Here is a 23,836-nt window from a genome sequence, read left to right on the forward strand (position 1 = left end):
CTCCTCCCTAAATTATTCGATCTATTTTGAATTTTATATAACTTCCTAACTGGCAAATCACGACAAACAACCCCAGAAAAACAATAACCTCCTGTAAGTCATGCCAACTCCCCCCTTTTAAAAACAGGATATAAAATCCTTCCAGACACCAGTGCAGGGGTGAAAAATTGGCTGCTATCTGCATATACCCCGGCATCACAAAGGTAGGAACCAGTATTCCTCCTACTGCACCGAAAATAATAATGGAAACAGCGCCAAATCCATTGGCCTGCTCCTGTGTCCGTGCCATGGCACCTACCAAAGTGGCATAGCTCACTGCAGAAAGGCTACTGAGAAGTACCACGACGCAGGCAGCAAGCCAATTGTCTGGAATGGTTAATGGTGGCAGCCCTATGGCTGGCAGAAAGGTCATGCCCATACCAAAGGTAACAAGAACCTGCAGTACGGCGACTATCAGATACACTAGCATTTTACTGGTCATAACCAGTGCAAATGAAGTAGGCATGGTTCGCAAACGCATAAAACTACCTCCTGCCCTTTCCTTTACCAGATTACTTCCTAAAGATACAACCATAAAAAACATAGCAAAAATGGTCCAGGCAGGCACATTATGCTGCGACGCGTTAGGAACCACACGACTGTTGCCATTCATTGCTATTTCAGTCTTAATCTGCACCCGGTTGAACTCTATTTTTTCACGCAATATCCTTTCGTTTCCTTCTATATCCATGGCTGCATAAATCTCCGAAACCATCTGGGCATTTTCTATTTCCCCTAGTAACGAATATATTATACCGAGAACCGAATGCGTGTAATTCTCCTGTAATACCGGATCCTGATAGAACTTCAAAGATGGAATAGCAGCATTTCTTTTAGACAAACTGTCATCGGAAAGGCCCAGATCTTGCATTAATATCTGGCTTAACTCCTGGGCATTGGCACTCATCCCCGCACTAAAATGATCTGGGATGTACAGTGCAAGCATTTTTCCTCTGGCAAGAAGTTCAGCTTTAAGTGATTCTTCCCTGAGCTCCGGCGAGGCGTCCATTTCAAAAAGTCCTGATTCAACCATTTTACCAATCAGGACAGCGCCCTGAGCACCTTGGTCGTGATTGACTACGAGCATTGGAATTTTATTCTCATTCACAACTTTATATGCTCCATCTTGGATGATGGTAATGATTCCCACCAATAACAAGGGCATCAGAAAGAGCAGCATGAGCCCTACCCGATCATTGACCAGCTGAATAAATTCTTTTCTTAGCGCAGCAAAAATTTTGAATAAGCTCATCAATCCCGGTAGGCCGTCCCCGTTAAGTCTATGAATAATGATTGCAAATTCCGGGATTTATGACGGGATAATAGTTCGTCTGTGGGGCCGTTGGCCACCAAAACACCATGATCCAGCATAGCAATATGATCGCAGATATCCTGGGCCTCCGTGAGATGATGTGACGTATACACGATGGTTGTCCCTTCATCTTTTATCTTCTTCAGATAATTAATTATCGCTTCTTTGCTTTGCACGTCTACCCCTACAGTTGGCTCATCCAGGAAAAGAAACTTGGGTTGATGTACGATTCCTATCACCAAATTCAACCTTCTTTTCATACCCCCGGAGAAGGTTTCTACCTTTTTGTTCCTGACATCATTTAAGCCTAGGACAGTAAACAGTTCATTTTGTCGTAAACTTATCCTGGCCCTCGACATATTGCTCATGGCACCAAAGTAATGGAGATTTTGAGCGGCCGTCAACTCAGGGTAAAAGGCATATTCCTGAGGAACAAAACCAAGGTGACCTTTTACAAGTTCAGGTGATATCAAATCACCGGAATCACGAAAATGTATCAAACCACTAGTAGGGCGGATTAGTCCACATAACATCGCTATCAAGCTGGATTTTCCTGCACCATTAGGCCCCAACAAACCAAATACGGCCCCTTGGGCTATGGAAAGGCTAAGGTCTTTAATGGCAAACCGAGGACTCCCCGGATAAATCAGGCATAAATCTTCGATGATAATCCCTCTGGTGTCACGCATTACTTCGCACTTAAATTCAACTTAGATAAACGCTTGAAAGCATCCTTTTCTACTGCCCGTATTTCGAGCATGATATCGGCGATTTCATCGAAATCACTTTGTTCGGTAAGTCTACCCTTGTATACGCCCGCCATTTTTATGGCACTGTTTCGCCACAAATCACCCGACTTCGTAAACTCGTCAGAAAGTTGAGCCACCCGATCGTCCTCCAAAATACCCCCTGCCTGCTCGAGAAAGGCTCCATATAGAAAGCGGAAACCTCCTCCCCCCGTACCTATTTCTTCCTGCATACGCACGATCTGACCTAGGTAAAGTCCTGCCTTACGCGGCCCCAACTTTGAACGCCATTTTCGAATATGATTGGCCGTATATCGGATACCATCCACCCCTGCGACACTTCCAGGTATATATAACATGTCACGAATATTCCTTTTAATCCCTTTAACTATTGCTTTTCTTACCGTGTGCGCAGATACTTCGCTTATACTTTCGGGATAATAAATATGTCCTTTTGGCGCAAAAGTCCCTTTGGCAAACCTTACTTTAGTCAGTTCTTCGGCAGTCAATTGAGTTACCGTTTCCATTACCGGGTCACTAATCAGGTAGTGGTCCTGCTGCTTCCCATAAACTATCAGATTATGGGCATTAAAGTGAAACCTATATTCTTTCGGGAAATAAGTCAAATGGAAAACGCCTACCTGGCAGCCAACCGGAACATCCTGTGATAACTTTAAATCCAGAAACTCCTGGGCTCCTGCCTCACTGGAGAAACGCTTATGGTTTATTTTCACCCCCAGTGCACTACAAGTTCTTTTAAATATCGCTCCGGGCATCGTCCTGAAGGATATTGCGGGTCCATTATTGACTGTCAAAAAAGGTATCTGTATGTAGAACAATCCAGATCCCATGCCAAAGGCCAGGGGTTCGGTCATAAAGTCCAACCCCTGATGGCGCAACAGTGCGGTGGTCACTCCATTTTCACAGTGCGCCGTTTGTAAATGTTCAAATGATGACTCCACATGATTTAATTCCAAAATATTAACCTTTAAAATTCTTTAATGTATCCAGGGTAATTTCAAATGCATCGGCATATTTCTGAAGTTTTTTATCGCTCATTTTTTTAAATACCGATGGTTTTAGATGACGTTTTATAAAGAATGGAAAAATACCCGTATAGCCCGAAAGAACCGAAACATCCATCAGTCTGAGTTCCATAAAATAACGTATCGGACTCGAAACGCCATCCTTTACGGCCTGTTGCGCAGCAGCGATTCTCTCTTCTACTTCATCCCAGGCACTGTCCAGAGCCAGCTTCTTTACCTCCCAGCCCTGGCTTAGTGCCGTTTCATACTTCCCTGAGTCATTTTTAACATAGCAAAGCTCCCTGGTGTGGGCGCCAAGAGCACTGGGATCCTGAGGTAAATCTTCCTTTTTCATCTTGCGAATTTTTAATTGGCCTTCCCGGTTTAATCTACCAAGTGCTCAGCAGCGCTAGCAGACTGTCAGTAGGCAGAACATATAAGAAAATCTTGCGCTTTCCGGAACGGCGAGTAGAATACTTTGCCCCTTTTTTAACGCTCCTGAATTAAAAACAGCTTCAAGCATTAGATAAATGGATGCCGATCCTATATTCCCTACCGCTGCTAAATTGGTAAACCATTTTTCCTTGGGAATAGGCATTCCATTTTGAGTAAAAAACTCATCTATTTTGTTTTCGAAAAAGTAGCTGGACAAATGAGGCAGGAAATAGTCCACATCCTCCATACTGGTTCCCTTTTCTGACATGATTTCTTTCAGCTTCGAAAATCCAAGTTTAACGATTTTTTCTCCCAACAGTTTAACATCTTGTTTGATGCTCAATACCGACTGGGAAGCAATCTCGCCCGCTGTATAGTCCTTGAAACTTGTAAGGGTTCCGTCAGGTTCTTTTTCGGCAGCCATATACATGCAGGGCTCCTCCGTATTAGCGAAGGAACAACCCTGAATCCATTCAATTTTCAGTGATATCCCGCTAGCATTAGGCTTATCCTGAATCATCAAGGCCCCTGCTCCATCGGACAGCATCCAGCGAAGAAAATCCTTTTCAAACGCAATGATTGGATTCTGCTCGAGCTTCATCATCTGCTGCACCTCTTCTGAAAACTGTTGGGCGCGAAGTACAGGAGAAACCCGTTCTGAAGCACAGGCAACAGCCATTTTTTTATCTCCTAGTCTTACCGCCATATGCGCATATTTGAGGGCATGCATTCCCGAGCAACATACTCCCGAAGGAGATACTACTTCCACAGCGTTTAATTCTGGCAAATATCCATGTACCATCACCCCATGAGAGGGCATGAATTGGTCGGGAATAGAAGTGGCACAACTCAACAAGTCAATCGCTTTCAAAGACTCTTCAGAATCCTTACAAAGGGCACGCACGGCTAAGGAGGCCATTTCAGCATTCGTATGAGTAGGTCTGCCCTGCTGATCCATGGCATAGTAGCGACGTTTTATCCCATTATTGCGAAGCACAATTGCTCTGGACTTAGAAGGTTTTCCATTCACAAATCCCAAATAGGTCTCCATATCTTCATTGGAGACACCCTCATTCGGCAAAAAACTGGCTATTCGGGTAATAAAGGTATCAGACATTATAACTTAATTTCTATCGAATTAAAATACTTCTTCCTACGATTGATGGCATTTCTAGAGAGTGGAGCTACCATAATCTGATATAAAGATACTAATATAGGCGCTACAATAAACAAAGCCACTACTAGGTAATACTTATAGGCACGTACCCACCTTCTTCGTTTCAGGGGAGTAGTGCCTCTTTCGGTAATCAGACGAGCCCATATTTTAAATAATTTTTTGGCCCTTTCTTCTATAAATAGTATGTCAGTAGGGATTTTAAAAGCGCCTGTCGCAACCAGTTGGTCCTGAAGGCCTTCTACCCGTTCCTGACTTAAACTTAAGGAAACCATGGCGCCATAAGTACCTGCTTTCAATATATCCTCATCTGCTACGCCAGGTTTGGGAAAAATGTTCCATTTACGATCTTTACGACCCGTGAGCATCCAATGAAGAATAGTGATAGCGCTGATAAGATTGGGCGTGCGATCCATCAGTGGGATATTTGCGATCAACTTCCCTCCGGCCTCGAGAATATGAAGCTTTACCCGCTCCTGAGCGTTAAGCCACATATTTCTTCCTGCTATCAGCGTCACAACGGGCGTTTCTCTGAGCAGTCTCTGAAACTTTTCCGATTTTAATAGTGCAGTAATCGGAAGAGAAGGGGAAAGGAACCAAGGCTGATATGCAATCACAATCAAATCGTACCGGTCCCTTTCATATGTATAGGGCTCCAATTCGATCCTATCCTCCTGTACACAGGAAGGCATCAGATCGAAGAATTTTTCTGCAGTCCAAGGAAAAGGAAAATCATCTTTCGGTGTAATCTGAAAATGTTCAATCTGATACTGAGCCGTTGGAAAACCACTCATAAACTGATGAAGGATCTGGTTCATCTGACCAGACTGCGAATAACTTACCGTTAAAATATTTTTCATTTCTTAAGCACTTTGTCCCCTTCAGATAACTTCTCTTCCGAAAGGTGTTTTGACTGACGTGCATATGAACTAACAGCTTTCTGAAAGGTTTTATCCAGCCCATGAAATCCCTCCAAAATGATCTGCACATCTTCTTTAATTTGGTCCTGATATTTTAATAAGGAAGGCGCATTTTCCTGTACTGTCAGTCGTAGGAACCTAAATTCAACTACTTGTGGGAATTGGTTAATCTCATTTTCCAATAGCTCCCTGCCCTTTTTAAAATGCTGAATTTTAGCAGGGGCACCTTTTTGGAAATTGGCCAATTTCATCAGCAGAGCACCTTGGCAGGCTCTGACAAAAGGGGTAGACTTAGCAGCTTTCAGCTTTTCGAGCTCTATCTCTATCCTATCCATATTATTACTGGAAAGTGCGTCAAAATACAACCCTCCAATGTTCTGACCCTGAACCTCCGCATAGCCTACAGTGAACAAACTAAAAATAAGCCAAAAGCACCATTTAAGTCCCATTATCTCTTCTTTTTGCACTCTAAAATAGTGTGATAACTGTCTCCAATTAATGGATAGGTCTCGATCACCTCGAATCCGGCTTTCTCTACCAAGGCTTTCATATCCTCCAGGCGATACATCTTGCTATTCCCATTGGCCATAATGGTAAAATACAGTGAAGTGGCTATGAGGCTATATTTGGCGGCAGGGAAATTTTGATTATCGAAAAATGGCTCCAGTATGTATAAGGTAGTCTCATCCGAAGCCGCCTGATATGCATTCAATAATATACTTAAAATTTGATCTTTGGAGAAGCAGTCTAGAAACTGACTCATCCAGATTGCATCGGCACCCGATCGAATCTTTTGCTCTGAATCCAGTAAATCAATCTCATAAAAGGACACCCTGTCCAACAAGTTAAGATTTGCAGCATTCTGACGTGCTACAGCAATCTGAACAGGAAGGTCGTGGATGGTAATACTAACATCCGGATCATAATTACAACACGCAAATGACCATTTTCCGGTGTTTCCACCGATGTCATAAAGTGAGCGATGCTTCTTCTTAAAAACAATTTTCAAAGCTTCCGGAAAGGCATTGTCAGAATAGTAATGATCAAATTCGAACCATGATTTTTTTGCCGGTTCGGGGAGTTCCGAAAGGCCTTCGTAAATGGTAGGCCAATTCCCTAAGGCTTTCAGCCCTGCAGGCCTACCCTGCTCAAAACTCGTCCGCATCGCACTGGCACCTTGATAGCATACGTCATTCATAAAATTGGTATTGACCCTTGTCATCTCATCTTTTAAAAAGAAAAAACCAGTTTTAGAAATGCGAATTTTATCCTCATCAATTTCTACTACACCTAATACTTCTGCCGCTTCTATCATGAGCGTAATAGCATATTCACTTAAAGTCAGACTTTCGATTATTTTTTGCAGACTTACTCCGTTCCTATTTCTACTGATAAAATCCAAAACCCCAAGATCACGCATGGCAACCATGGCCTGAAAATACATAGGACCAAAAGCTATCTTTTGGGCTTCAAACTTAGCCTCTATGGCCGATAATTCTTTTTTCATTAACTATTTGACTAATTATTCCTTATGATCTATGATGCGATTACGGTACCTTCGACGGAACCGCGGCTTTTTCAAATCTTCCTGATACCAAACGATGTTCTTCCCCAAAGTTCCTTTAAATCTCTGAAAGAAATTCTCTTTGTCCGACAATTTTACGAAATCCTTTTTAATTGAGGCTAAAGAATCGATACAGGGCTCATAGGTATCGATGCCCGCAAGTGTATCAATAACGATGGGCAAACTGGCTATAGGTAATTCAAATTTCTTTATGAAGGATTCCATAAAACTATTCTGAAAAGGATCGGTAGCCAGGGCTATATGTCTAAAGCCTAACTCTTTGGCCAGCCGATAGGAATAATATACATTTTCAGTACTATGTTCTGCTCGCTTTTCGGCAAACAGATGTTTCTTGGGTACTCCTAAGGCCTCAGCATAGGACATCATAATTTCGCTTTCTATAAATCGCGTGGCGACCGCTCCCCCCGAAAATATAATATTACGGGTGTAGCCTTTCCGGAACAAATAGTTTGCCCAATGGATTCGCATCTGGAGTATGCTATCCCAGCTCTTACCCGAATAGGGGAAGCCGGGCACTATGATCGCGTCGTAGGGTTGCTGGGTGATATCTGCAGCAAATGACTTGCCGGCTTGTTTATATATATAGCGGCTACATCCCAAACTGGTCAAAGCGATAACGATCAGAAGTAATTTATTCAGCATGGGTGGAGGCTATGTCGAGGGAAGTGGCCTAAGCAAAAAACAAACTGTGGAGGGAGCAGCAGCCCCTCCACAGTACTTTCCATTTTTGAATCGATTTTCTAATAAATGTAATTACATCATCTGCTTGCTCCATTTTTTATAATTCGATCCTACCTGTTTATTGATATTGTAAATGGCTCCCGCCCAGTAGTTTCTAAAGCCAAAACCTCCTGCTTTGCCTTCCATGAGCTCAGTATGCAACACATTTTTGGTGCTCAGGTCGATAAAAGTAACCCATGCGGTCATGCGTTCCTCATTTTTATTAAGATTTTCGGCAATATAAACTACCCCTATACCCGATTTTTCCGAAAGATTATATTGGGATACATATTGCTTTACCTGGGCCTCAGTTATGGCTTTAGCCTCTTCGGAAATATGGCCTTCTACCTCTGCTGATTTTTTATTAAGGTTCACCATATCAGCCACATCACTTTCATACTGGTCCGACTTAAGTTTCAATGGTTTTTCCAGAGAAAACTTCTTGGGCTCAGCTTCAATCAGGGTATTCCAACTGTTAATATGTTGATTCTTAATCGCTGAGGGATCGGTGAACCCTGCCTTTCCTACATAATGGGCATGTGTAAAGTCAACACCTAAAAATACCACCTTAGCCTTTCCAGAAAACAAATCGGCCATACTATGCTGGGCAAATAAACTTGAACCCGGCAATAGAAAAAATAATAAAAAAATACACTTTTTCATCGTTTCCATTACGTTTACTTTTCAATGGTTTACAAATAATTACCGAAACTTACCCCAGTAAAATAGATGCGTACAATCCATCCTATGTAGGAAAAATATTTAATTCATCCTCAGTACAACGGTTGGGGTGTGGTCAAATATAGATCAATTTTTCAGGTTTGCGTTTCTCATGCTTGTATAATCTAAAGGAAAGTTCGTCAGTGGTAATAAATGATAGATAAGGGGTAACACGTAAGCGTGATTTGAAGAGAGAAAGTAACATATTGCGAAAATCTTTAGACTCCAGATCCATGGGTAGCAGTATGGTTACCAGATCATTTTGAAATTCATCTTTTGCAACTACCACTTGATACATGTCGATTTCTTTGATCATATCCAGCACATCAAAAAGAGCCGGAGGAAAGATAGTGGTGCCTTTGAATTTTATCATTTGCTGCTTACGACCTACCACCGGACCAAGTCTAGGGCCCGGACGCCCACAGTCGCATGGCTGAGCATGATAGTGACATAGATCACCGGTTCGGTAACGAAGTAGGGGCATACCCTCAACGCCAAGGGTAGAAATCACCACTTCGCCAAGTTCTCCATCGGCTACCTGGTTTCCCTGCTCATCGACCATCTCTAAAATAAGAAGTTCAGGATTTAGGTGTCCTCCTTTACCATACTTACATTCGGTAAAAGCTGCACCCATCTCAGTAGAAGCATAGGTAGAGTAGAGTTGCAGGTCCCACTTCCCTACAATTCGTTTGCCCAGCTCATTAAGCTCGAAATTTGACTGTCTAATTGGTTCACCTATACAAATGATAGAGCGAACACTGCTGTTTCTATAATCAATTCCATTCGCTTCAGCGTAAGCGATTAATTTTGGAATAAATGAAGGAATGGCGATCAAAACCGTGGGTGAAAATCGGGAGATAGATTCCCACTGAAGAAAGGGGGCGCCGGGACCAACCCGCACCATTCCGGCACCTAGACGACGTGCCCCCATCCAATAGGCTAATCCAGCCATAAACCGTTTGTCAATAGTCGTCATCAATTGATATACATCCTCGCTCCCACCTCCGGCACACCGAAAGGACTCCGCTTCATTATCGGCAAGTCGTTCGATATCCGAATCGGTTAGATAAAAAGCTACCGGATCGCTTAATGTTCCGGAAGTGGTAACGTAGTCTACCACCGCCGATTTGGGTACACATAAAAATGCATCATTATGACGGGCAAGATCGTCCTTGGTGGTAAAAGGGAGTCTCCTAAGGTCGGATAGGCCGGCAGGCCTTTGTAAATCAAGCCCAGCCTCTTGAATAATGCGCTGATAGTACGGCGAAAAAGTATTTAAATAATGCAAAAGCTTATTTAACTTTTGCGCTTGGGGATCGGTTAATATAGTTTCATTCATAGGAATAAAGATTCATTGAATTGAGGGTATCATTATAGTCGGTCCTGACAAGCTGCAATTTTGGATTGTATCTGTGCCGTTTCATTCCTGGAGGCGGTGGGGTATTCCAGGGATTGATTATAAAAGGCTAAAGCTTTTTCAAACTCCTTTTTTGCATAAAAATAATCACCCAAAGCTAAATAAGTCAAATAACTTTTAGGATTTTGACTCACAAATCGAGATAACGCATTAGCACTTAGCTCAAAGGGTATTCCCATATTGGCAAATCGGTTGATGCTATGTCTTGTTTGCTTAAAATGTTCATAATCCCGGAACGATTGGGTTCTGATAAATGGGTCGGCAGGAATACGAAGACTATCAGTTTGCATTACAGTTCCGCCACTATCGAAAACCTTAGCCAAGTCGTAGGCCAGGAATGCACCTAGCTGATATGGAGCTGCGGATATCCAAAGCAGTCGTTTAGCCGGCTTAAATATTATAGCATGATGTGCAATCAACTGATTGATTGCCTTTGGGTTACCAAGACCAATAGATTCATCACCTATCCCTTTTTTATTGCGTAGGATACTGGCCGCCTTGGAGACATTTAGAGGATATGCCTGCTCTAGTAATTCCTGCATACGTGCATGGCGGTAGCCAGAATCACTGTCCTGCATATTTCGGATATTTACACTATCCCTTTGGAAAGTATCGCTCTGATAATGATTGGCACAAACTAAAGTAGAAGTCGAAGGTTGGTATAGGCCCATTTTCTTGGGCGACTTTTCTATAATAACCGAGCGATTATCCGATGCCGAGCCAATAAGCAGGGACTCCGAAACAAAAGTCTGCCTTCTTTGGGCAATTTCCATGGCCTCGTCGATATTAGAGGCATACTGCAATATTTCTCTTGCTAACAAGGATATTGGCGCCTTTGCAGCATAAGGTATATCAGATTTGGCGGCATTCAGAGTTACCGTAAGCCCTTTTACATTCATCCCCGACACGACGCCCGTCAGGCCTGCCCAGGCATAAGAAGCAAAGGCATGGCCCTGGTCGGGCTTGACGAAGACGATCAGTTTGTCTTCCGCAAAGGCATCACCCATATAAAAATCGAAATTGCGCCCGATGAGTAAGGTAGAATCTATAGAACGAAGGCCATTCACAGAAAACGAGGTACAGCCTACCATATTCAGGTCGGTGAGGGCATGGCCGATATCGTGGGCGGCGTGATAGTTTAATATTCGGTAAAATTTGGGGCCGATATAGTCATATTGGCTAGAGAATGACTGGCTAACGCCAAATATTTCCTGTAAATTTTCTTCAGGAATATACTCGTCAATATCCCTGTTAAACCAGCCCACAAAACCTTTTAATATTTGAAGAAAGGCTGTATTAGGAATGAGTTCATTGATTTGATCCACAAAAGCCTGCTCTTGCTTTTCCATCAATTCTTTCGACAAAATGCCATAAATCAAGCCTCTTTCATAGGGTGATCCCTCTAGATACATTTCCCAAACGCCACGATCATTTCTTTTAAGCCAGCAATTGCCTACCTTATAATGAAAGGGTCCAATCTGCTCCCGTTGGTAACTGTCTAGGTTTTTTGTACTTTTAATCTCCGGTTCGGGAATGCGAATCATCCATATAAACCATGCCATTAACAGGCCCAAACTGAGAAAGAAAACAAGGAGGCCTTGAGCAATCCTATTTACTATCCTGGGCTTTTCTGGCTTTATCGTCATGAGTTATTCTGCTTATTGAGGCGGCTAAGTGTCTGGATTCGCTGATGCTTGGCAGTCGATTTGGTTGGTAAAATTAACAATAAAAAATGAGTCTCACCTTCATAAAAGAACTGGGCAGCGATCACATTTTAGGTTGCTGGACAATCCATGAGGATCTGGCCGAATTGCAAAATAACCTTCTAGAAGCAGATAAATCACATTATCACCGTCAGGGACAATGGAGCGAACGCAGAAAAAAGGAATGGCTCGCTACTCGAATGCTCCTTCGGAATATGTTGCCCAGTAGCCCCCAGATTTTATATGATCGTACGGGGAAACCTGGTTTATCCCAAAACGAATATAATATTTCCATTTCTCATTCCAGCCTCATGGTTGCTTTGGTGCTTTGCAAAAATAAAGCGGTAGGGGTCGATATACAGGAAATACGGAACTCTGTAATTCCTGGCAGGGACTTTTTCTGCAACGAAGCGGAACAGCAATGGCTTGATCCTCATGACCGGCTTCAACTAAATCTTGTGTGGTCGGCTAAAGAAGCCGTGTATAAATGCTATGGGAATGCGAGACTGATATTCAGGGATCAAATTGAAATATGTCCTTTCTCCATGGAACAAAGTGGCCAACTATCTGCTTATATTTACGATTCGGGAGATAGGCATTGCCTGCCGATCACTTATGAAATCCTGAGCTCCTATGTTTTAACCTATACCCATTCACTCATTCCTTCAACCTAAGTACCTGACTAAACATGCCAAAATTTTTCGCCTTCCTTCTTTTAAGCTTACTGGCTACGAACTTACGTGCTCAAACCCCACCAGGAGAAATTTATCAGAATCTGAAAAAACTTAATGTGCTAGGGTCGGCCCTTTATATAGCCGCTCATCCCGATGACGAAAACACTTTGATGCTCTCTTTCCTTGCCAAAGATCAGCTCGTACGTACCGGATATTTGTCACTTACCAGAGGGGATGGGGGACAGAATCTGATTGGTTCAGAACAGGGGTACAATATTGGATTAATTCGAACCCAGGAACTTTTGGCGGCGAGAAGAAATGACGGTGCGGAGCAATTTTTTTCCAGAGCTTATGACTTTGGCTATAGCAAGACCAGGGAAGAAACCCTCAAATTTTGGGATGAGGGCAAGGTGCTGGGAGATGTTGTCTGGATGATTCGTAAGTTTCAACCTGATGTGCTTATCACCAGGTTTCCACCCGATCCAAGAGCAGGCCATGGCCACCACCAAACATCGGCTTATTTGGCAGAGAAAGCCTTTGTGATGGCAGCAGACCCAAAAGCATATCCGGAACAACTTCAGTTTTATCCCGTCTGGAAGGCTAAAAGATTGGTGTGGAATAGCTATACGCCAGGTTTTACTAACCAAAAACCTTCGGAAAAAACAGAAGACTTTATTGGCGTTGAGATTGGCGGTTATAACCCACTCTTGGGTCAATCTTATACTGAAATTGCCGCGAATAGTCGCAGCCAACACAAAAGCCAGGCCTTTGGAACTTCGCCTACTAGAGGGAAACGTAAGGATTATTTGTTGCATACCCTAGGTGAAAAATCCCAGAATGGACTTTTTGAAGGGATTGACCTAAGCTGGAGGCGGATTCAAGGGAGTCATAAAGTTGAGCAGTTGATAAAGGAAGCTATCGTCGAATTTCAAATTGGAGCTCCCGATCAGTCGGTACCGGCTCTGGTATCGATCTACAAAGAATTGGAAAAACTGGATCAGCAAGACATATATGTAAAGAAGAAGCAAGAGGAAGTAAAATCTCTGTTGATAGATTGCCTAGGCCTCTGGTATGAAACCAATCCTGTACACTATTCTGGGGTGGCTGGTAAAAAGGTAGATATTAAGACTTCGATTGTAGAGCGCTCTGATTTTCCGGTGACATTAGAAAAAATATTCTGGACTGGGATGAAGACCGATAGTCTTGTAAATATCAAATTGGAAGATAATGCGATGGTAACGATCAATTCTAATGTCAGAATACCTGAGACCCTTCCTATTTCTCAACCCTACTGGCTCGAACGGCCTTTAGAAGGGGGTATGTTCAATATTCTTGATCAGCAAGACATCGGTTATCCAGAAAATCGCTCAGAGACCTTTACTCGCTTTACTTTTAATATTGCTGGAATCTCACTTACTTACCATAAACCGTGGGAATATAAATATACAGATCCTGCAGAAGGAGAGATATACAGGCCATTTGAATTAAGGCCATTGATCACAGTAAATCTGGCAGATCCGGTAGTAATTTTTCCGGACAGCTCCCCCCGGGTGGTGAAAGTATTGGTGCAAGCCCAGGCTGAAGGTTTACAAGGAAAGGTCAAGCTTGCACTCCCTATGGGCTGGAAAATCACCCCGGAATCCCATGACTTCAAACTTTCTCAGCAATATCAAGAGGCTTGGTATCAGTTTGAAGTGACGCCACCTGCTGCCAATCAGGAAGCCATTATTAAGGCCCAGGCGACGGTTGATGGTAAGTGGTACGAAAAGTCGATCAAATCGATTAACTATCGTCATATTCCTACACAAACCTTATTTCCCCCCGCTGAAGCGAGAATGGTCAAGATTGATATAAAAACCAAAGCAAAAAAGATCGGTTATATTGCCGGAGCCGGTGACGAGGTGCCTTCTGCACTCCGGCAGATTGGCTGTGAAGTGACCCTACTAGATGCCACCGCGCTGAATAAGGATCTGGCGGGATTCGACGCCATCGTGGTAGGAGTCCGAGCATATAATACGGAAGATCTGTTGACCAGTTATCAATCCAAGCTGATGGAATACGTTAGGGAAGGAGGAAATATGGTGGTGCAGTATACGATTCCATCGGGAATGAAGGTTGAGAATATTGGCCCTTACCCATTGGTCACTGGCCGGGATCGGATTACCGAAGAAGATGCCCAAATCCGCTTCATAAAGCCAGCACATCCCCTGCTGAATAGTCCTAATAAAATCACTCAAGCCGACTTTGATGGATGGATTCAGGAGAGAGGATTATATTTTGGTAAAACATGGTCCAGTGAGTACCAGCCTATCCTTAAAGGTCATGACACAGGAGAAGCCGACTTAGAAGGTGGATTGCTATATGCCCAATATGGTAAAGGAACGTATATATATACAGGCCTATCCTTCTTTAGGGAGCTTCCTGCCGGTGTCAGTGGTGCCTACAGACTATTCGCAAACCTCATTTCGGCCGGAAAAAATTAGACTTAGCAACAGGCGGGAGTTATTTCATATTCTTCCGCCTGTTTCTTTGGAAATCTTCTAGCACAAATCCTCCCAGTCCCTGCAGATTGCTGTAATAAGCCCTTCCATTATTGACTCTGGTGAAATCCTGTACAAACTGCTTCAGATAAGGATCGGATGCAATCATAAATGTCGTCACGGGTATATCCAGTTTGCGAGCCTGTGCAGCAAGCGTTAAGGTCTTGCTAATAATCTTACGATCGAGCCCAAAGCTGTTCTTATAGTATCGGATCCCCTCTTTCAAACAGGTAGGTTTCCCATCAGTGATCATAAATATCTGCTTATTGCGTGTCTTTTTCCTTCTTAGAATATCCATGGCCAGTTCTAGGCCAGCCACCGTATTGGTATGATATGGCCCTACGGACAAATAGGGTAAATCTTTCAATTGGATCTGCCAGGCATCATTCCCAAAGACAATGATGTCTAGAGAATCCTTGGGGTATTTGGTACGGATCAGTTCCGCCAGGGCCAGGGCCACCTTTTTGGCCGGGGTAATCCGGTCTTCCCCATATAAAATCATAGAATGGCTGATATCGATCATCACGACGGTGGAAGTAGTAGTTTTCTGATCTTTTTCAACTACCTCCAGATCCTGCTCCATCAGCATAAAATCACCAATTCCATGATTGACCTGTGCATTCTTGATGGACTCCGTCATTGCAATTTGGTCTAGACTATCGCCAAACTGAAACTGGCGTATATCACTATTGAGCTCGTCTCCCACTCCTGTAAAAGGAGTATGATGGCTGCCACCGGATTTAGACCTTTTTAGTTTACCAAATATTTCATCCAAAGCACTCTTACGGATACTTTTCTCGGATTTGGCAGTCATAACAAACTTCCCTTCTTCCGTTCCCCTCTCCTCTTTGATATAGCCTTTTTTCTTCAAGTCTTCGAAGAAATCTCCTACTCCATACTGATCGTTTGTTAGCTTATGCTGGCGGTCGAGCTCACTCAACCAGGCCATAGCCTCTCCTACGTCACCTGAGGTAAGCAACAAGAGCTGTTCGAAAATATGGTAAAGCTGATCAAATTTTGAATTACCACCGACTGGTCCCGGCACAAATTCGGCAAAACGATGACCTTTCATAATATAAGGGACTGGTTAATTAATAATATGGGCCACAAAAATGAGCGGCTACTCCTTAAAGATAAGAAAGTAGCCGCTGCAATCAAAAATTCGGATACCTTAAGCTTCCGTAGCGCAGTATTCTTCGAATGCCATTTGAAGATGCTGAGCAATCATTTCTGCTGTACGACCCTCTATATGATGACGCTCAACAAAATGAATTAGTTCTCCATCCTTAAACAATGCCACTGCGGGTGATGAAGGAGGATAAGGCAGGCAATATTCACGCATTTTTGCAGTGGCCTCAAGATCGGCTCCTGCAAAGACTGTAGCCAGTTGGTCAGGTTTTACTTCGCTGCGTTGCAGGGAAGCGCGCACTCCAGGGCGGGCAGCACCAGCTGCACAGCCACATACAGAGTTGACTACTACTAAAGCGGTTCCTTTCATGTTCTGCATGAAATTGTCTACCGCTTCAGCGGTATTTAAGTCTTGGAAACCAGCGTCAACTAGCTCTGCCTTCATGGGAGCTACAAGTTGTGGAGGATACATATTTTAAAAATTTATAGTTGTAAATAAAATAATGACCAAACTTTGATCATTCTGATTGTCAAAAAAAACATTAATGGATCTTACATGAATCCAAGTTCCAACTTGGCCTCTTCAGACATCATTTCTGTAGAGTAGGGCGGATCGAAAGTCAGCTCCAGACTCACGTCGTTAACCCCTTCAACCTCTCTGATCTTCTGCTCCACCTCCCCGGGCAGTGTACCTGCCGAAGGACATGAAGGGGAAGTCAAAGTCATAGAGACATAGACATTATTGACTGGAAAAATCTTAAGATCGTAGATAAGACCTAATTCGTATACGTCTACAGGAATTTCCGGATCGTATACTTCCTTAATGGCCTTTATAATCTCCTCGCGCAATTCTGCTTCTGTCATATTATTGATAATAAAAATCGTGAATGCATTTTATATTTACTTTTACTTTACTGCCTGGAAAGCGTATCCATAGGCCCGCATTTGCTTCACCATGGAGGCTAATCCATTGGAACGCGTTTGGGCCAGATGCTGATGAAGACCAATAGCTTGCAGGAAATAAAGATCGGACTGAGCTATCTCCTCAGGACTATGCCCCGAGAGCACTTTCACCAGCATGCTCACCAAACCACGGACGATGATGGCGTCGCTATCGGCGGAAAACATCAGTTTACCATCTTCCATATAGGCATGTAACCATACCAGCGATTGACAACCCTTTATGATATTCTCTTCAGTTTTATACTGGGTATCCATGGCAGGCAGCTGCTTTCCCATGTCTATTATATATTCATATTTACTTTCCCAATCGTCAAATAGCTCAAAATCCGCTATCAGATCTTCCTGTATTTCATTAATGGTCATAGATATAATTTTCCTTAATGGTTTACGGGTATAACTCCCTTCTCATAGTCTCCAGGCGGTTAGCCCAGCATTTTTCTAACCTTATACAAGCCCTGAATAAAGGCGTCAATTTCTTCAGTCGTATTATAAACAGCAAAGGAGGCCCGTGAGGTTCCAGACAAGCCAAAACGTTGCATCAGCGGCTGGGTACAGTGATGCCCAGTTCTAATAGCAATTCCCTGTTGGTCGAGCAACACACCAATATCCTGGTGATGAATTCCGTCGATCACAAAGGAAAGCACGCTCACTTTGTCCTTCGCCTGACCTACAATTTTAACACCGGGAACCTCCCCGATTGCTTGAGTTGCATAATTCAGCAATTCATTTTCGTAGGTGGCAATATTGTTCTTCCCCAACTGATTTATATAATCCAGGGCAAACTTAGAGGCTATCGCATCTGCAATATTGGGCGTGCCCGCTTCAAACTTATAGGGGAGCTCATTATAGGTCGTTTTGGCAAAAGTCACCTCTTTGATCATCTCCCCTCCGCCCCGATAAGGAGGCATGGCGTCTAGAATTTCTCTTTTTCCGAATAAGGCACCCATACCGGTCGGACCATAAATTTTATGCATAGATAAGGCATAAAAGTCACAATCCAGATCCTGGACATCTATTTCCAGATGGGAACAAGCCTGGGCCCCATCCAATAAAACCTTGGCTCCCACCGCATGAGCTTTTTTAATAATTTCCTTGACGGGATTGATCGTTCCCAGGGCATTGCTGACATGCACTACGGAAACCAGTTTTGTTTTTTCGGATAGCAGGAGTTCATATGCTTCCATATCCAACTCCCCAGCATCATTAATAGGAATTATCTTCAGGAGACAGCCTTTTTCCTCACAGAGCATCTGCCAGGGAACAATATTTGAATGATGTTCCATGGTACTGATGATGATTTCGTCCCCCTTCTTTAGAAAGTGCCGTCCATATGCCTGAGCCACTAGATTAATGCTGTCGGTGGTGCCATAAGTAAATATTACTTCGTCGGCTGAAGGGGCATTGATAAAGGCTTGAAGTGCCTTCCGGGAATCTTCAAAAGCCGCCGTAGCTCTCTCGGCCAGGGTATGAATACCCCGATGTATATTGGCATTGTCCTGACCATAATATCCACTCAAGGCATCGAGTACCGCTTGAGGTTTCTGTGTTGTAGCGGCATTATCAAAATATATTAAAGGCTTTCCATTAACAACTTGTTCAAGTATGGGAAAATCCTTTCTGATGGAGGTTATATCCAGCGTGCTATACATCCTTTTTCGTATTTAAGTAAAAAACCCAACCCAAGGGAATCAGGTTGGGTTCAGGTATATTAGCTAACCCTGGTACGCTAAAGACGGTTCCAGAAATTTAGTTATTGGTCAATTTTTCGGCGATTACTCCCTCTAAATATTCTCTTATAGAATCGATCTTAATCTGAGAAACTACATCGGCACAGAAGGCGTACATCAAAAGTGACATGGCTTCAGGACGGGAGATCCCTCTAGAGCGCATGTAGAAAAGTGCCTCCTCATCGATCTGCCCCGTGGTGGTGCCATGAGTACACTTCACGTCGTCAGCCCAAATTTCAAGCTGAGGTTTTGTATTCATGGTAGCCTCGTTGGACAGAACAATGTTCTTGCAAGACTGAAAGGCATTGGTTTTCTGAGCGTCGGGGCGCACAAAAATCTTACCGTTAAAGACTCCCTTGGACTTATCGCGAAGAATACCCTTATAAAGCTCATTGCTTTCGGAGTTAGGCTTCATATGATCAGCAACCGTATGATTGTCTACATGCTGGGTTCCGTCGGGAAAGTATAGCCCGTACATATGCGCTTCACAGTGCTCCCCATTGATGCGAATCGAAAGGTTATTGCGGACAAACTCCCCGTTAAGCGTGACCGTAGCCGCATAAAAATGCGACTTATCCAGCATAAACACTTCTGTGGAACCAACATGATAAGCCTGGTTACTTTCATTCTGGACCTTGTAATATTCCACATGGGAGTCCTGATCCATATGTATCTCCGTTACCACATTGGTAAAGGAGCGTTGCTCTCCTATGGTTCGAAAAGCTTCAGCAAACTTAACCTGGGCATTTTGGCCTACTGCAACGATATTACGAGGCTGAGAGCCTACATTTTCCTGACGTGCATCGGATATAAACCGGAGAATAACAGGATGTTCTACTACCTGGTTAGCAGGAACATGAATGAACACCCCATCCGCTGCAAAAGCCGTATTAAGTGCTGTGAATGCATCACCTGAGGAATCAACAGCTCCGAAATACTTATTGACCATAGCAGGGTCCTTTTGATAGGCTTCCTGCAAGGAAGAAATAACAATTTTATCTGATGAGGATATTAGCTGAGACATTTCCGGATGGTACCGGCCATTCACGAAATACAGGATATTAGCGTTCTGATCTGGTATATTCAAGGAAGCAACGTCCTCAGCAGATAAGGCGCCAGGCTCATTAAATTTATAGCTGGCACTCACCAGATCTTTCACGCTCGAGTATTTCCACTCCTCATCTTTCCTGCTGGGAAATCCCAATTCCTCAAAAGTGGAGATCGCAGCTCTTTTCTTCTGGTGAAAATCGGAAGTAGCTTCTCCATTGATCACAGCCTCTTTGGCGTAGAAATCAGCAACCAGCTTTGTTTTTAAATCTATAGTTTCTGTACTCATTGGAATTCTTAAATTGTAATAGGTTGAAAACGTTTGGTAGCTCAGGAATAAATAATCTTGAGCCCTTAGGGTCCATAGACCTTAATTAACCCAATGCTTCTACCTCTTCCTTGATCCAATCGTAACCTTTTACTTCTAACTCCATGGCTAGTTCTTTCGTTCCAGACTTAACAATACGTCCCTGATAGAGTACGTGTACGTAATCGGGTACAATATAGTCCAGAAGACGCTGATAATGCGTCACGACAATGGAAGCACGTTCGGGGGAACGCAGTGAATTAACACCCTCCGCCACGATACGAAGTGCATCGATATCCAAACCTGAATCAGTTTCATCCAAGATAGACAACTTTGGCTCAAGTACAGCCATTTGGAAAATTTCATTGCGTTTTTTCTCTCCACCCGAGAACCCTTCGTTAAGCGCTCTTTTAAGTAAAGAATCATTCATACGAACCAACTTGGCTTTTTCCCGTACCATTTTCAGAAACTGAGCCGCATCCAAAGGATCCTCACCCTTGTATTTGCGAATCTCATTCACTGCAGTTTTCAAGAAATTAATGGTGGTTACTCCAGGTATTTCCACTGGATACTGAAAAGCAAGAAATACGCCTTCAGCGGCACGTTCTTCAGCGGCCAATTCTAAAAGATCCTGGCCATTAAAGGAAACCGATCCGCCAGTAACTTCGTACTCTTCCCTTCCGGCTAACACCGAGGCCAAAGTACTCTTACCAGAACCATTAGGGCCCATGATGGCATGAACCTCACCCGGTTTTACTTCCAGATTAATTCCTTTCAATATTTCTTTACCTTCTATCGAGGCACGTAATTCATTAATTGAGAGCATAACTTATGTTGTACTTGATATGTAGTTCTTGGTAATTTACCGCAAAAGTAACAACCTTTGTTCGTAAATTAAAATCGGGGTTATTCCCCTTCGCATCTTTCGATCAATTTATAAACGGTAATTGGGCTTGCTATGTTCCATAACTTGTAGATATATTACCAATCTAATCAAACTGCCCAACACTTCTAAACAGGTAAAGCTTACCATAACCCTATGAAGCCAATAAAAACTACGACCGATAAGATTAATGTTAGCTCTGAAACGGGAACCTTAAGAAAACTATTAATTCATAGTCCAGACAGGGGGCTTGGTAAGGTAGTTCCCTCTAAGGCCCAGGACTGGCTTTTCGAGGATATTGTTCACCTCCAAACGATGCGTAGGGAAGAATACGATTATTATGTGAAAATTTTACTGTACTTCTTGGATCCGGACAAGGTAAAGGGAAAAATTCGAAAGATTGACGAAGATGAATCTCGATCTTTCTATATTCCAGGTGGAGCCAATTATTTTAATTCTGATAAAGTAATTGATTTCCAAAAGCTTTTGGCCGACATACTACTTGACTCCAGCACCAGAAGCAATCTCACGGCAGCGATCTGTGGTATTGAAAAATGTTCTTATAAGACCCAACAAATGCTTCAGCAGTTCGACGCTACTGAGTTGGCGACCATCTTTATATCCGGATCCCTTTCCGATACAAAGATGTTATTTGCGCCTCTGCCCAACCTGATTTTTATGCGAGACATCGGGATCGTTATCAACGATCATATATTACTGAATAAGCCTGCCAAATCGGCTCGCACCCGTGAATCAATACTTGCTCAGACGGTCTTTTTTCATCATCCTATGTTCCTGACCTATCGCGACAAAATCATAGAAATACCAGAAAATGAGCGCCATTTCCTGCTGCCAGATGAGGAGAAAGCCAGTGATTTCCAGCGTTGTACCCTAGAGGGTGGTGATGTTATGATGGTTGCTCCCAGGCATTTATTAATAGGCTGTAGCGAGCGCACCTCCATATATGCAGCCCAGCAGGTAATGAAAATCCTCTTTGAAAAAAATGTGGTGGATACCATAACGATTATCAAAATCCCAAAGAAGAGGGATTATATGCATATTGACACCATTTTTACCCAGGTTAAAAAAAACATCTGGGTGCTGCTGGCTTCTCTGGCTCGTACAGGAGATGAGGCTAAAAAGAAGGACGTCCTCCATTTTTTCGCCCAATCCAATATTGATCAAGAATTTAAAATATTACAATTTTTTAAGGGACTGGAAAGTAAACCGATAGAAATCGAAAACCTGGAAGACCTGTTAGCCGATATTAGCCGGAATGATCTGGCCTGTAATGAGGAAGTTCAGTTTATTTATTCGGGTAATGGGGCCTTCCCCTTTGGCGAACGTGAGCAATGGACCGACTCATGTAACCTTTTAGCTATTAAGGATGGAGTGGTTGTGGGCTACGATCGCAACGATAAAACATTGGAGGCATTTCGAAGCAAGGGGTTCCGTATAATTTCAGCCCAGAATCTTCTGGAGGAGTTTGAGGCAGGACGGCTAGCTCCAGAAACAATTACAGACACCTTTATTACCATTCCATCGGCCGAATTGTCTCGGGCAAGAGGAGGATCCCATTGTATGAGTATGCCTTTATTGAGAGAATAATATTATTTGCAAAGGCAGAAATAAGCAAGTAAATTGCAAGGAAGACCTTCCTATACACCAGCCATTTACAGATAGGGAAAGAACCCAATTCCTATTTTTTGAGAAAGCTATATTTAGTTAGACATAACAATATTTACGACCTATGCGCGAAATTTCGTCCACAGCACAGATACAACCTCAGTCCACCTCCCGGATTCTCATGATCCGGCCCAATCGTTTTGCTTTTAATCAGCAGACGGCTGCTACCAATGTGTTTCAGCAACCGCTATCGGATGAACGCAGCCCTGAAGTGATTCATGGAATGGCGCAAGCTGAATTTGATCTGATGGTCGCCCAGCTACAGATGGCCGGGGTTGAAGTCAGCATTTTCCCGGAGAAAGTAGGAGAAGAAAATCCCGATACTGTATTCTCTAATAACTGGGTCACCTACCACCAAAGTGGCAGGGTGGTATTATACCCCATGATGGCCCCCAATCGTCGGGCAGAAAGGCGCCTGGACATCGTAGAACAACTGAAAAGCAAGTACCATATTGAAGAAATTATAGACCTTACTCATTTCGAAGATGAAGGGAAATTCCTGGAAGGCACGGGGAGTATGGTATTGGATCGGCGTTACAAAATAGCTTATGCATGCCTGTCGGAACGGACACATCCCGATGTTCTGAAGGCTTTTGGGGAGGCCATGGGCTATGAAATTGTTAGCTTTCACGCCAGTGACGATGCGGCTCATCCCATCTATCATACCAATGTAATGATGAATGTAGGTGATATCTTCGCAGTAGTGTGCCTGGAATCAATTCAAAATCCTGACGAACGCCAAAAAGTAAGAGAGGTATTAGAGCAGACCAATAAATATCTTATTGAAATATCACTGGAGCAGGTTAAACATTTTGCAGGAAATATGCTGATGGTTCGTAATAAGGCTCAGGAAAAATTTCTGGTGATGTCTACCTCCGCCTACGAGGCACTAACGCCCAAGCAAAGAACGATCCTGAGTGACTATGCCCGTATCCTGCACACAGATCTGAAGATCATAGAACAATATGGAGGTGGGTCTGCCCGCTGTATGATGACCGAAGTTCATTTGCCGTTATCTTAATTAATACTATACAAAAAAGGGAGTCAGCCGACTCCCTTTTTTGCTTTCCTAACCCTTAACCCTT

Annotated in this window: 23 protein-coding genes; 4 read left to right on the forward strand and 19 right to left on the reverse strand. The window is 43.2% G+C overall.

Annotated features, from left to right (window positions below):
- Positions 1-7: 7 nt before the first annotated feature.
- The 12 genes from X939_RS0104075 to X939_RS0104130 all read right to left on the reverse strand — a co-directional run bounded on the left by X939_RS0104075 (position 8) and on the right by X939_RS0104130 (position 11,655).
- Complete coding sequence (locus tag X939_RS0104075) at positions 8-1,291, reverse strand: ABC transporter permease (RefSeq protein WP_025761991.1); 1,284 nt, start codon at positions 1,289-1,291, stop codon at positions 8-10.
- Positions 1,291-2,040 (reverse strand): ABC transporter ATP-binding protein, encoded by a 750-nt coding sequence (locus tag X939_RS0104080; RefSeq protein ID WP_025761992.1) that lies wholly within the window; start codon positions 2,038-2,040, stop codon positions 1,291-1,293. The genes X939_RS0104075 and X939_RS0104080 overlap by 1 nt, the downstream gene beginning before the upstream one ends.
- On the reverse strand, positions 2,040-3,074 hold the full coding sequence (darH, locus tag X939_RS0104085; protein WP_229235991.1) for a BtrH-related acyltransferase DarH: 1,035 nt from the start codon (positions 3,072-3,074) through the stop codon (positions 2,040-2,042). Before darH ends, X939_RS0104080 begins: the two co-directional genes overlap by 1 nt.
- A gap of 4 nt (positions 3,075-3,078) precedes the next feature.
- Entirely contained in the window at positions 3,079-3,477 is a 399-nt protein-coding gene (gene DarG, locus X939_RS0104090; RefSeq protein WP_025761994.1) for a flexirubin biosynthesis protein DarG, read from the reverse strand.
- Between the two features lie 54 nt (positions 3,478-3,531).
- Positions 3,532-4,674 carry a dialkylresorcinol biosynthesis protein DarB gene (gene darB / locus X939_RS0104095; protein ID WP_025761995.1) on the reverse strand — a complete coding sequence of 381 codons (1,143 nt, stop codon included), beginning with the start codon at positions 4,672-4,674 and terminating at the stop codon, positions 3,532-3,534.
- The gene (locus X939_RS0104100; RefSeq protein ID WP_025761996.1) at positions 4,674-5,591 is read right to left on the reverse strand and encodes a hypothetical protein; all 918 of its coding nucleotides are present in this window, start codon (positions 5,589-5,591) and stop codon (positions 4,674-4,676) included. The genes darB and X939_RS0104100 overlap by 1 nt, the downstream gene beginning before the upstream one ends.
- A complete protein-coding gene (locus X939_RS0104105; protein ID WP_025761997.1) occupies positions 5,588-6,100 on the reverse strand; it encodes a hypothetical protein in 513 nt (170 codons plus the stop codon). The genes X939_RS0104100 and X939_RS0104105 overlap by 4 nt, the downstream gene beginning before the upstream one ends.
- The gene (locus tag X939_RS0104110) at positions 6,100-7,158 is read right to left on the reverse strand and encodes a methyltransferase (protein ID WP_025761998.1); all 1,059 of its coding nucleotides are present in this window, start codon (positions 7,156-7,158) and stop codon (positions 6,100-6,102) included. The genes X939_RS0104105 and X939_RS0104110 overlap by 1 nt, the downstream gene beginning before the upstream one ends.
- A 15-nt stretch (positions 7,159-7,173) precedes the next feature.
- Complete coding sequence (locus X939_RS0104115; RefSeq protein WP_025761999.1) at positions 7,174-7,878, reverse strand: YdcF family protein; 705 nt, start codon at positions 7,876-7,878, stop codon at positions 7,174-7,176.
- 111 nt (positions 7,879-7,989) lie between these two features.
- Entirely contained in the window at positions 7,990-8,619 is a 630-nt protein-coding gene (locus X939_RS0104120; protein WP_025762000.1) for a hypothetical protein, read from the reverse strand.
- Positions 8,620-8,752: 133 nt separating this feature from the next.
- A complete protein-coding gene (flxY, locus tag X939_RS0104125; RefSeq protein WP_025762001.1) occupies positions 8,753-10,015 on the reverse strand; it encodes a flexirubin biosynthesis putative acyl-CoA ligase FlxY in 1,263 nt (420 codons plus the stop codon).
- Positions 10,016-10,047: 32 nt separating this feature from the next.
- Complete coding sequence (locus tag X939_RS0104130) at positions 10,048-11,655, reverse strand: C45 family peptidase (RefSeq protein ID WP_229235992.1); 1,608 nt, start codon at positions 11,653-11,655, stop codon at positions 10,048-10,050.
- Positions 11,656-11,825: 170 nt separating this feature from the next.
- Between X939_RS0104130 and X939_RS22885 the strand changes: the two genes are divergently transcribed.
- Complete coding sequence (locus X939_RS22885) at positions 11,826-12,470, forward strand: 4'-phosphopantetheinyl transferase family protein (protein ID WP_025762003.1); 645 nt, start codon at positions 11,826-11,828, stop codon at positions 12,468-12,470.
- 14 nt (positions 12,471-12,484) lie between these two features.
- On the forward strand, positions 12,485-14,953 hold the full coding sequence (locus X939_RS0104140; RefSeq protein ID WP_025762004.1) for a PIG-L family deacetylase: 2,469 nt from the start codon (positions 12,485-12,487) through the stop codon (positions 14,951-14,953).
- A 19-nt stretch (positions 14,954-14,972) separates the two neighbouring features.
- Here the strand turns inward: X939_RS0104140 and X939_RS0104145 are convergent, their stop codons facing one another.
- From X939_RS0104145 to sufC, 7 genes are all read right to left on the reverse strand, one after another.
- On the reverse strand, positions 14,973-16,082 hold the full coding sequence (locus X939_RS0104145) for a vWA domain-containing protein (RefSeq protein ID WP_025762005.1): 1,110 nt from the start codon (positions 16,080-16,082) through the stop codon (positions 14,973-14,975).
- Positions 16,083-16,181: 99 nt separating this feature from the next.
- Positions 16,182-16,610, reverse strand: a complete 429-nt coding sequence (locus X939_RS0104150; RefSeq protein WP_025762006.1) for a BrxA/BrxB family bacilliredoxin — start codon at positions 16,608-16,610, stop codon at positions 16,182-16,184.
- Positions 16,611-16,690: 80 nt separating this feature from the next.
- Positions 16,691-17,002, reverse strand: coding sequence for an SUF system Fe-S cluster assembly protein (locus X939_RS0104155; protein ID WP_025762007.1), 312 nt, complete (start codon positions 17,000-17,002; stop codon positions 16,691-16,693).
- 42 nt (positions 17,003-17,044) lie between these two features.
- Positions 17,045-17,464, reverse strand: a complete 420-nt coding sequence (locus tag X939_RS0104160) for a SufE family protein (RefSeq protein ID WP_025762008.1) — start codon at positions 17,462-17,464, stop codon at positions 17,045-17,047.
- Positions 17,465-17,523: 59 nt separating this feature from the next.
- Positions 17,524-18,750, reverse strand: a complete 1,227-nt coding sequence (locus X939_RS0104165) for a cysteine desulfurase (protein ID WP_084299310.1) — start codon at positions 18,748-18,750, stop codon at positions 17,524-17,526.
- A 97-nt stretch (positions 18,751-18,847) separates the two neighbouring features.
- Entirely contained in the window at positions 18,848-20,164 is a 1,317-nt protein-coding gene (sufD, locus tag X939_RS0104170; protein WP_025762010.1) for a Fe-S cluster assembly protein SufD, read from the reverse strand.
- A gap of 85 nt (positions 20,165-20,249) precedes the next feature.
- Positions 20,250-21,008 (reverse strand): Fe-S cluster assembly ATPase SufC, encoded by a 759-nt coding sequence (sufC, locus tag X939_RS0104175; protein WP_025762011.1) that lies wholly within the window; start codon positions 21,006-21,008, stop codon positions 20,250-20,252.
- 213 nt (positions 21,009-21,221) lie between these two features.
- On the opposite strand from sufC, the gene X939_RS0104180 reads away from it, so the two are divergent.
- Both X939_RS0104180 and ctlX read left to right on the forward strand, forming a co-directional pair.
- The gene (locus tag X939_RS0104180; RefSeq protein ID WP_025762012.1) at positions 21,222-22,673 is read left to right on the forward strand and encodes an arginine deiminase family protein; all 1,452 of its coding nucleotides are present in this window, start codon (positions 21,222-21,224) and stop codon (positions 22,671-22,673) included.
- Positions 22,674-22,815: 142 nt separating this feature from the next.
- On the forward strand, positions 22,816-23,772 hold the full coding sequence (gene ctlX / locus X939_RS0104185) for a citrulline utilization hydrolase CtlX (protein WP_044198478.1): 957 nt from the start codon (positions 22,816-22,818) through the stop codon (positions 23,770-23,772).
- Positions 23,773-23,836 lie beyond the last annotated feature (64 nt).

The organism is Dyadobacter tibetensis Y620-1 (assembly GCF_000566685.1).
Classification (GTDB): Bacteria; Bacteroidota; Bacteroidia; order Cytophagales; family Spirosomataceae; genus Dyadobacter; species Dyadobacter tibetensis.

Coding starts and splice junctions, on each gene's coding strand:
- X939_RS0104180 (WP_025762012.1), top strand. CDS start 21,222: ATGAAGCCAATAAAAACTACGACCGATAAGATTAATGTTAGCTCTGAA.
- X939_RS0104140 (WP_025762004.1), top strand. CDS start 12,485: ATGCCAAAATTTTTCGCCTTCCTTCTTTTAAGCTTACTGGCTACGAAC.
- X939_RS0104115 (WP_025761999.1), bottom strand. CDS start 7,878: ATGCTGAATAAATTACTTCTGATCGTTATCGCTTTGACCAGTTTGGGA.
- ctlX (WP_044198478.1), top strand. CDS start 22,816: ATGCGCGAAATTTCGTCCACAGCACAGATACAACCTCAGTCCACCTCC.
- X939_RS0104075 (WP_025761991.1), bottom strand. CDS start 1,291: ATGAGCTTATTCAAAATTTTTGCTGCGCTAAGAAAAGAATTTATTCAG.
- X939_RS0104130 (WP_229235992.1), bottom strand. CDS start 11,655: ATGGCATGGTTTATATGGATGATTCGCATTCCCGAACCGGAGATTAAA.
- X939_RS0104150 (WP_025762006.1), bottom strand. CDS start 16,610: ATGTATCCTCCACAACTTGTAGCTCCCATGAAGGCAGAGCTAGTTGAC.
- X939_RS0104080 (WP_025761992.1), bottom strand. CDS start 2,040: ATGCGTGACACCAGAGGGATTATCATCGAAGATTTATGCCTGATTTAT.
- X939_RS0104145 (WP_025762005.1), bottom strand. CDS start 16,082: ATGAAAGGTCATCGTTTTGCCGAATTTGTGCCGGGACCAGTCGGTGGT.
- X939_RS0104160 (WP_025762008.1), bottom strand. CDS start 17,464: ATGACCATTAATGAAATACAGGAAGATCTGATAGCGGATTTTGAGCTA.
- X939_RS0104100 (WP_025761996.1), bottom strand. CDS start 5,591: ATGAAAAATATTTTAACGGTAAGTTATTCGCAGTCTGGTCAGATGAAC.
- sufD (WP_025762010.1), bottom strand. CDS start 20,164: ATGAGTACAGAAACTATAGATTTAAAAACAAAGCTGGTTGCTGATTTC.
- sufC (WP_025762011.1), bottom strand. CDS start 21,008: ATGCTCTCAATTAATGAATTACGTGCCTCGATAGAAGGTAAAGAAATA.
- X939_RS0104165 (WP_084299310.1), bottom strand. CDS start 18,750: ATGTATAGCACGCTGGATATAACCTCCATCAGAAAGGATTTTCCCATA.
- X939_RS0104120 (WP_025762000.1), bottom strand. CDS start 8,619: ATGAAAAAGTGTATTTTTTTATTATTTTTTCTATTGCCGGGTTCAAGT.
- DarG (WP_025761994.1), bottom strand. CDS start 3,477: ATGAAAAAGGAAGATTTACCTCAGGATCCCAGTGCTCTTGGCGCCCAC.
- X939_RS0104155 (WP_025762007.1), bottom strand. CDS start 17,002: ATGACAGAAGCAGAATTGCGCGAGGAGATTATAAAGGCCATTAAGGAA.
- X939_RS0104105 (WP_025761997.1), bottom strand. CDS start 6,100: ATGGGACTTAAATGGTGCTTTTGGCTTATTTTTAGTTTGTTCACTGTA.
- flxY (WP_025762001.1), bottom strand. CDS start 10,015: ATGAATGAAACTATATTAACCGATCCCCAAGCGCAAAAGTTAAATAAG.
- X939_RS22885 (WP_025762003.1), top strand. CDS start 11,826: ATGAGTCTCACCTTCATAAAAGAACTGGGCAGCGATCACATTTTAGGT.
- darB (WP_025761995.1), bottom strand. CDS start 4,674: ATGTCTGATACCTTTATTACCCGAATAGCCAGTTTTTTGCCGAATGAG.
- X939_RS0104110 (WP_025761998.1), bottom strand. CDS start 7,158: ATGAAAAAAGAATTATCGGCCATAGAGGCTAAGTTTGAAGCCCAAAAG.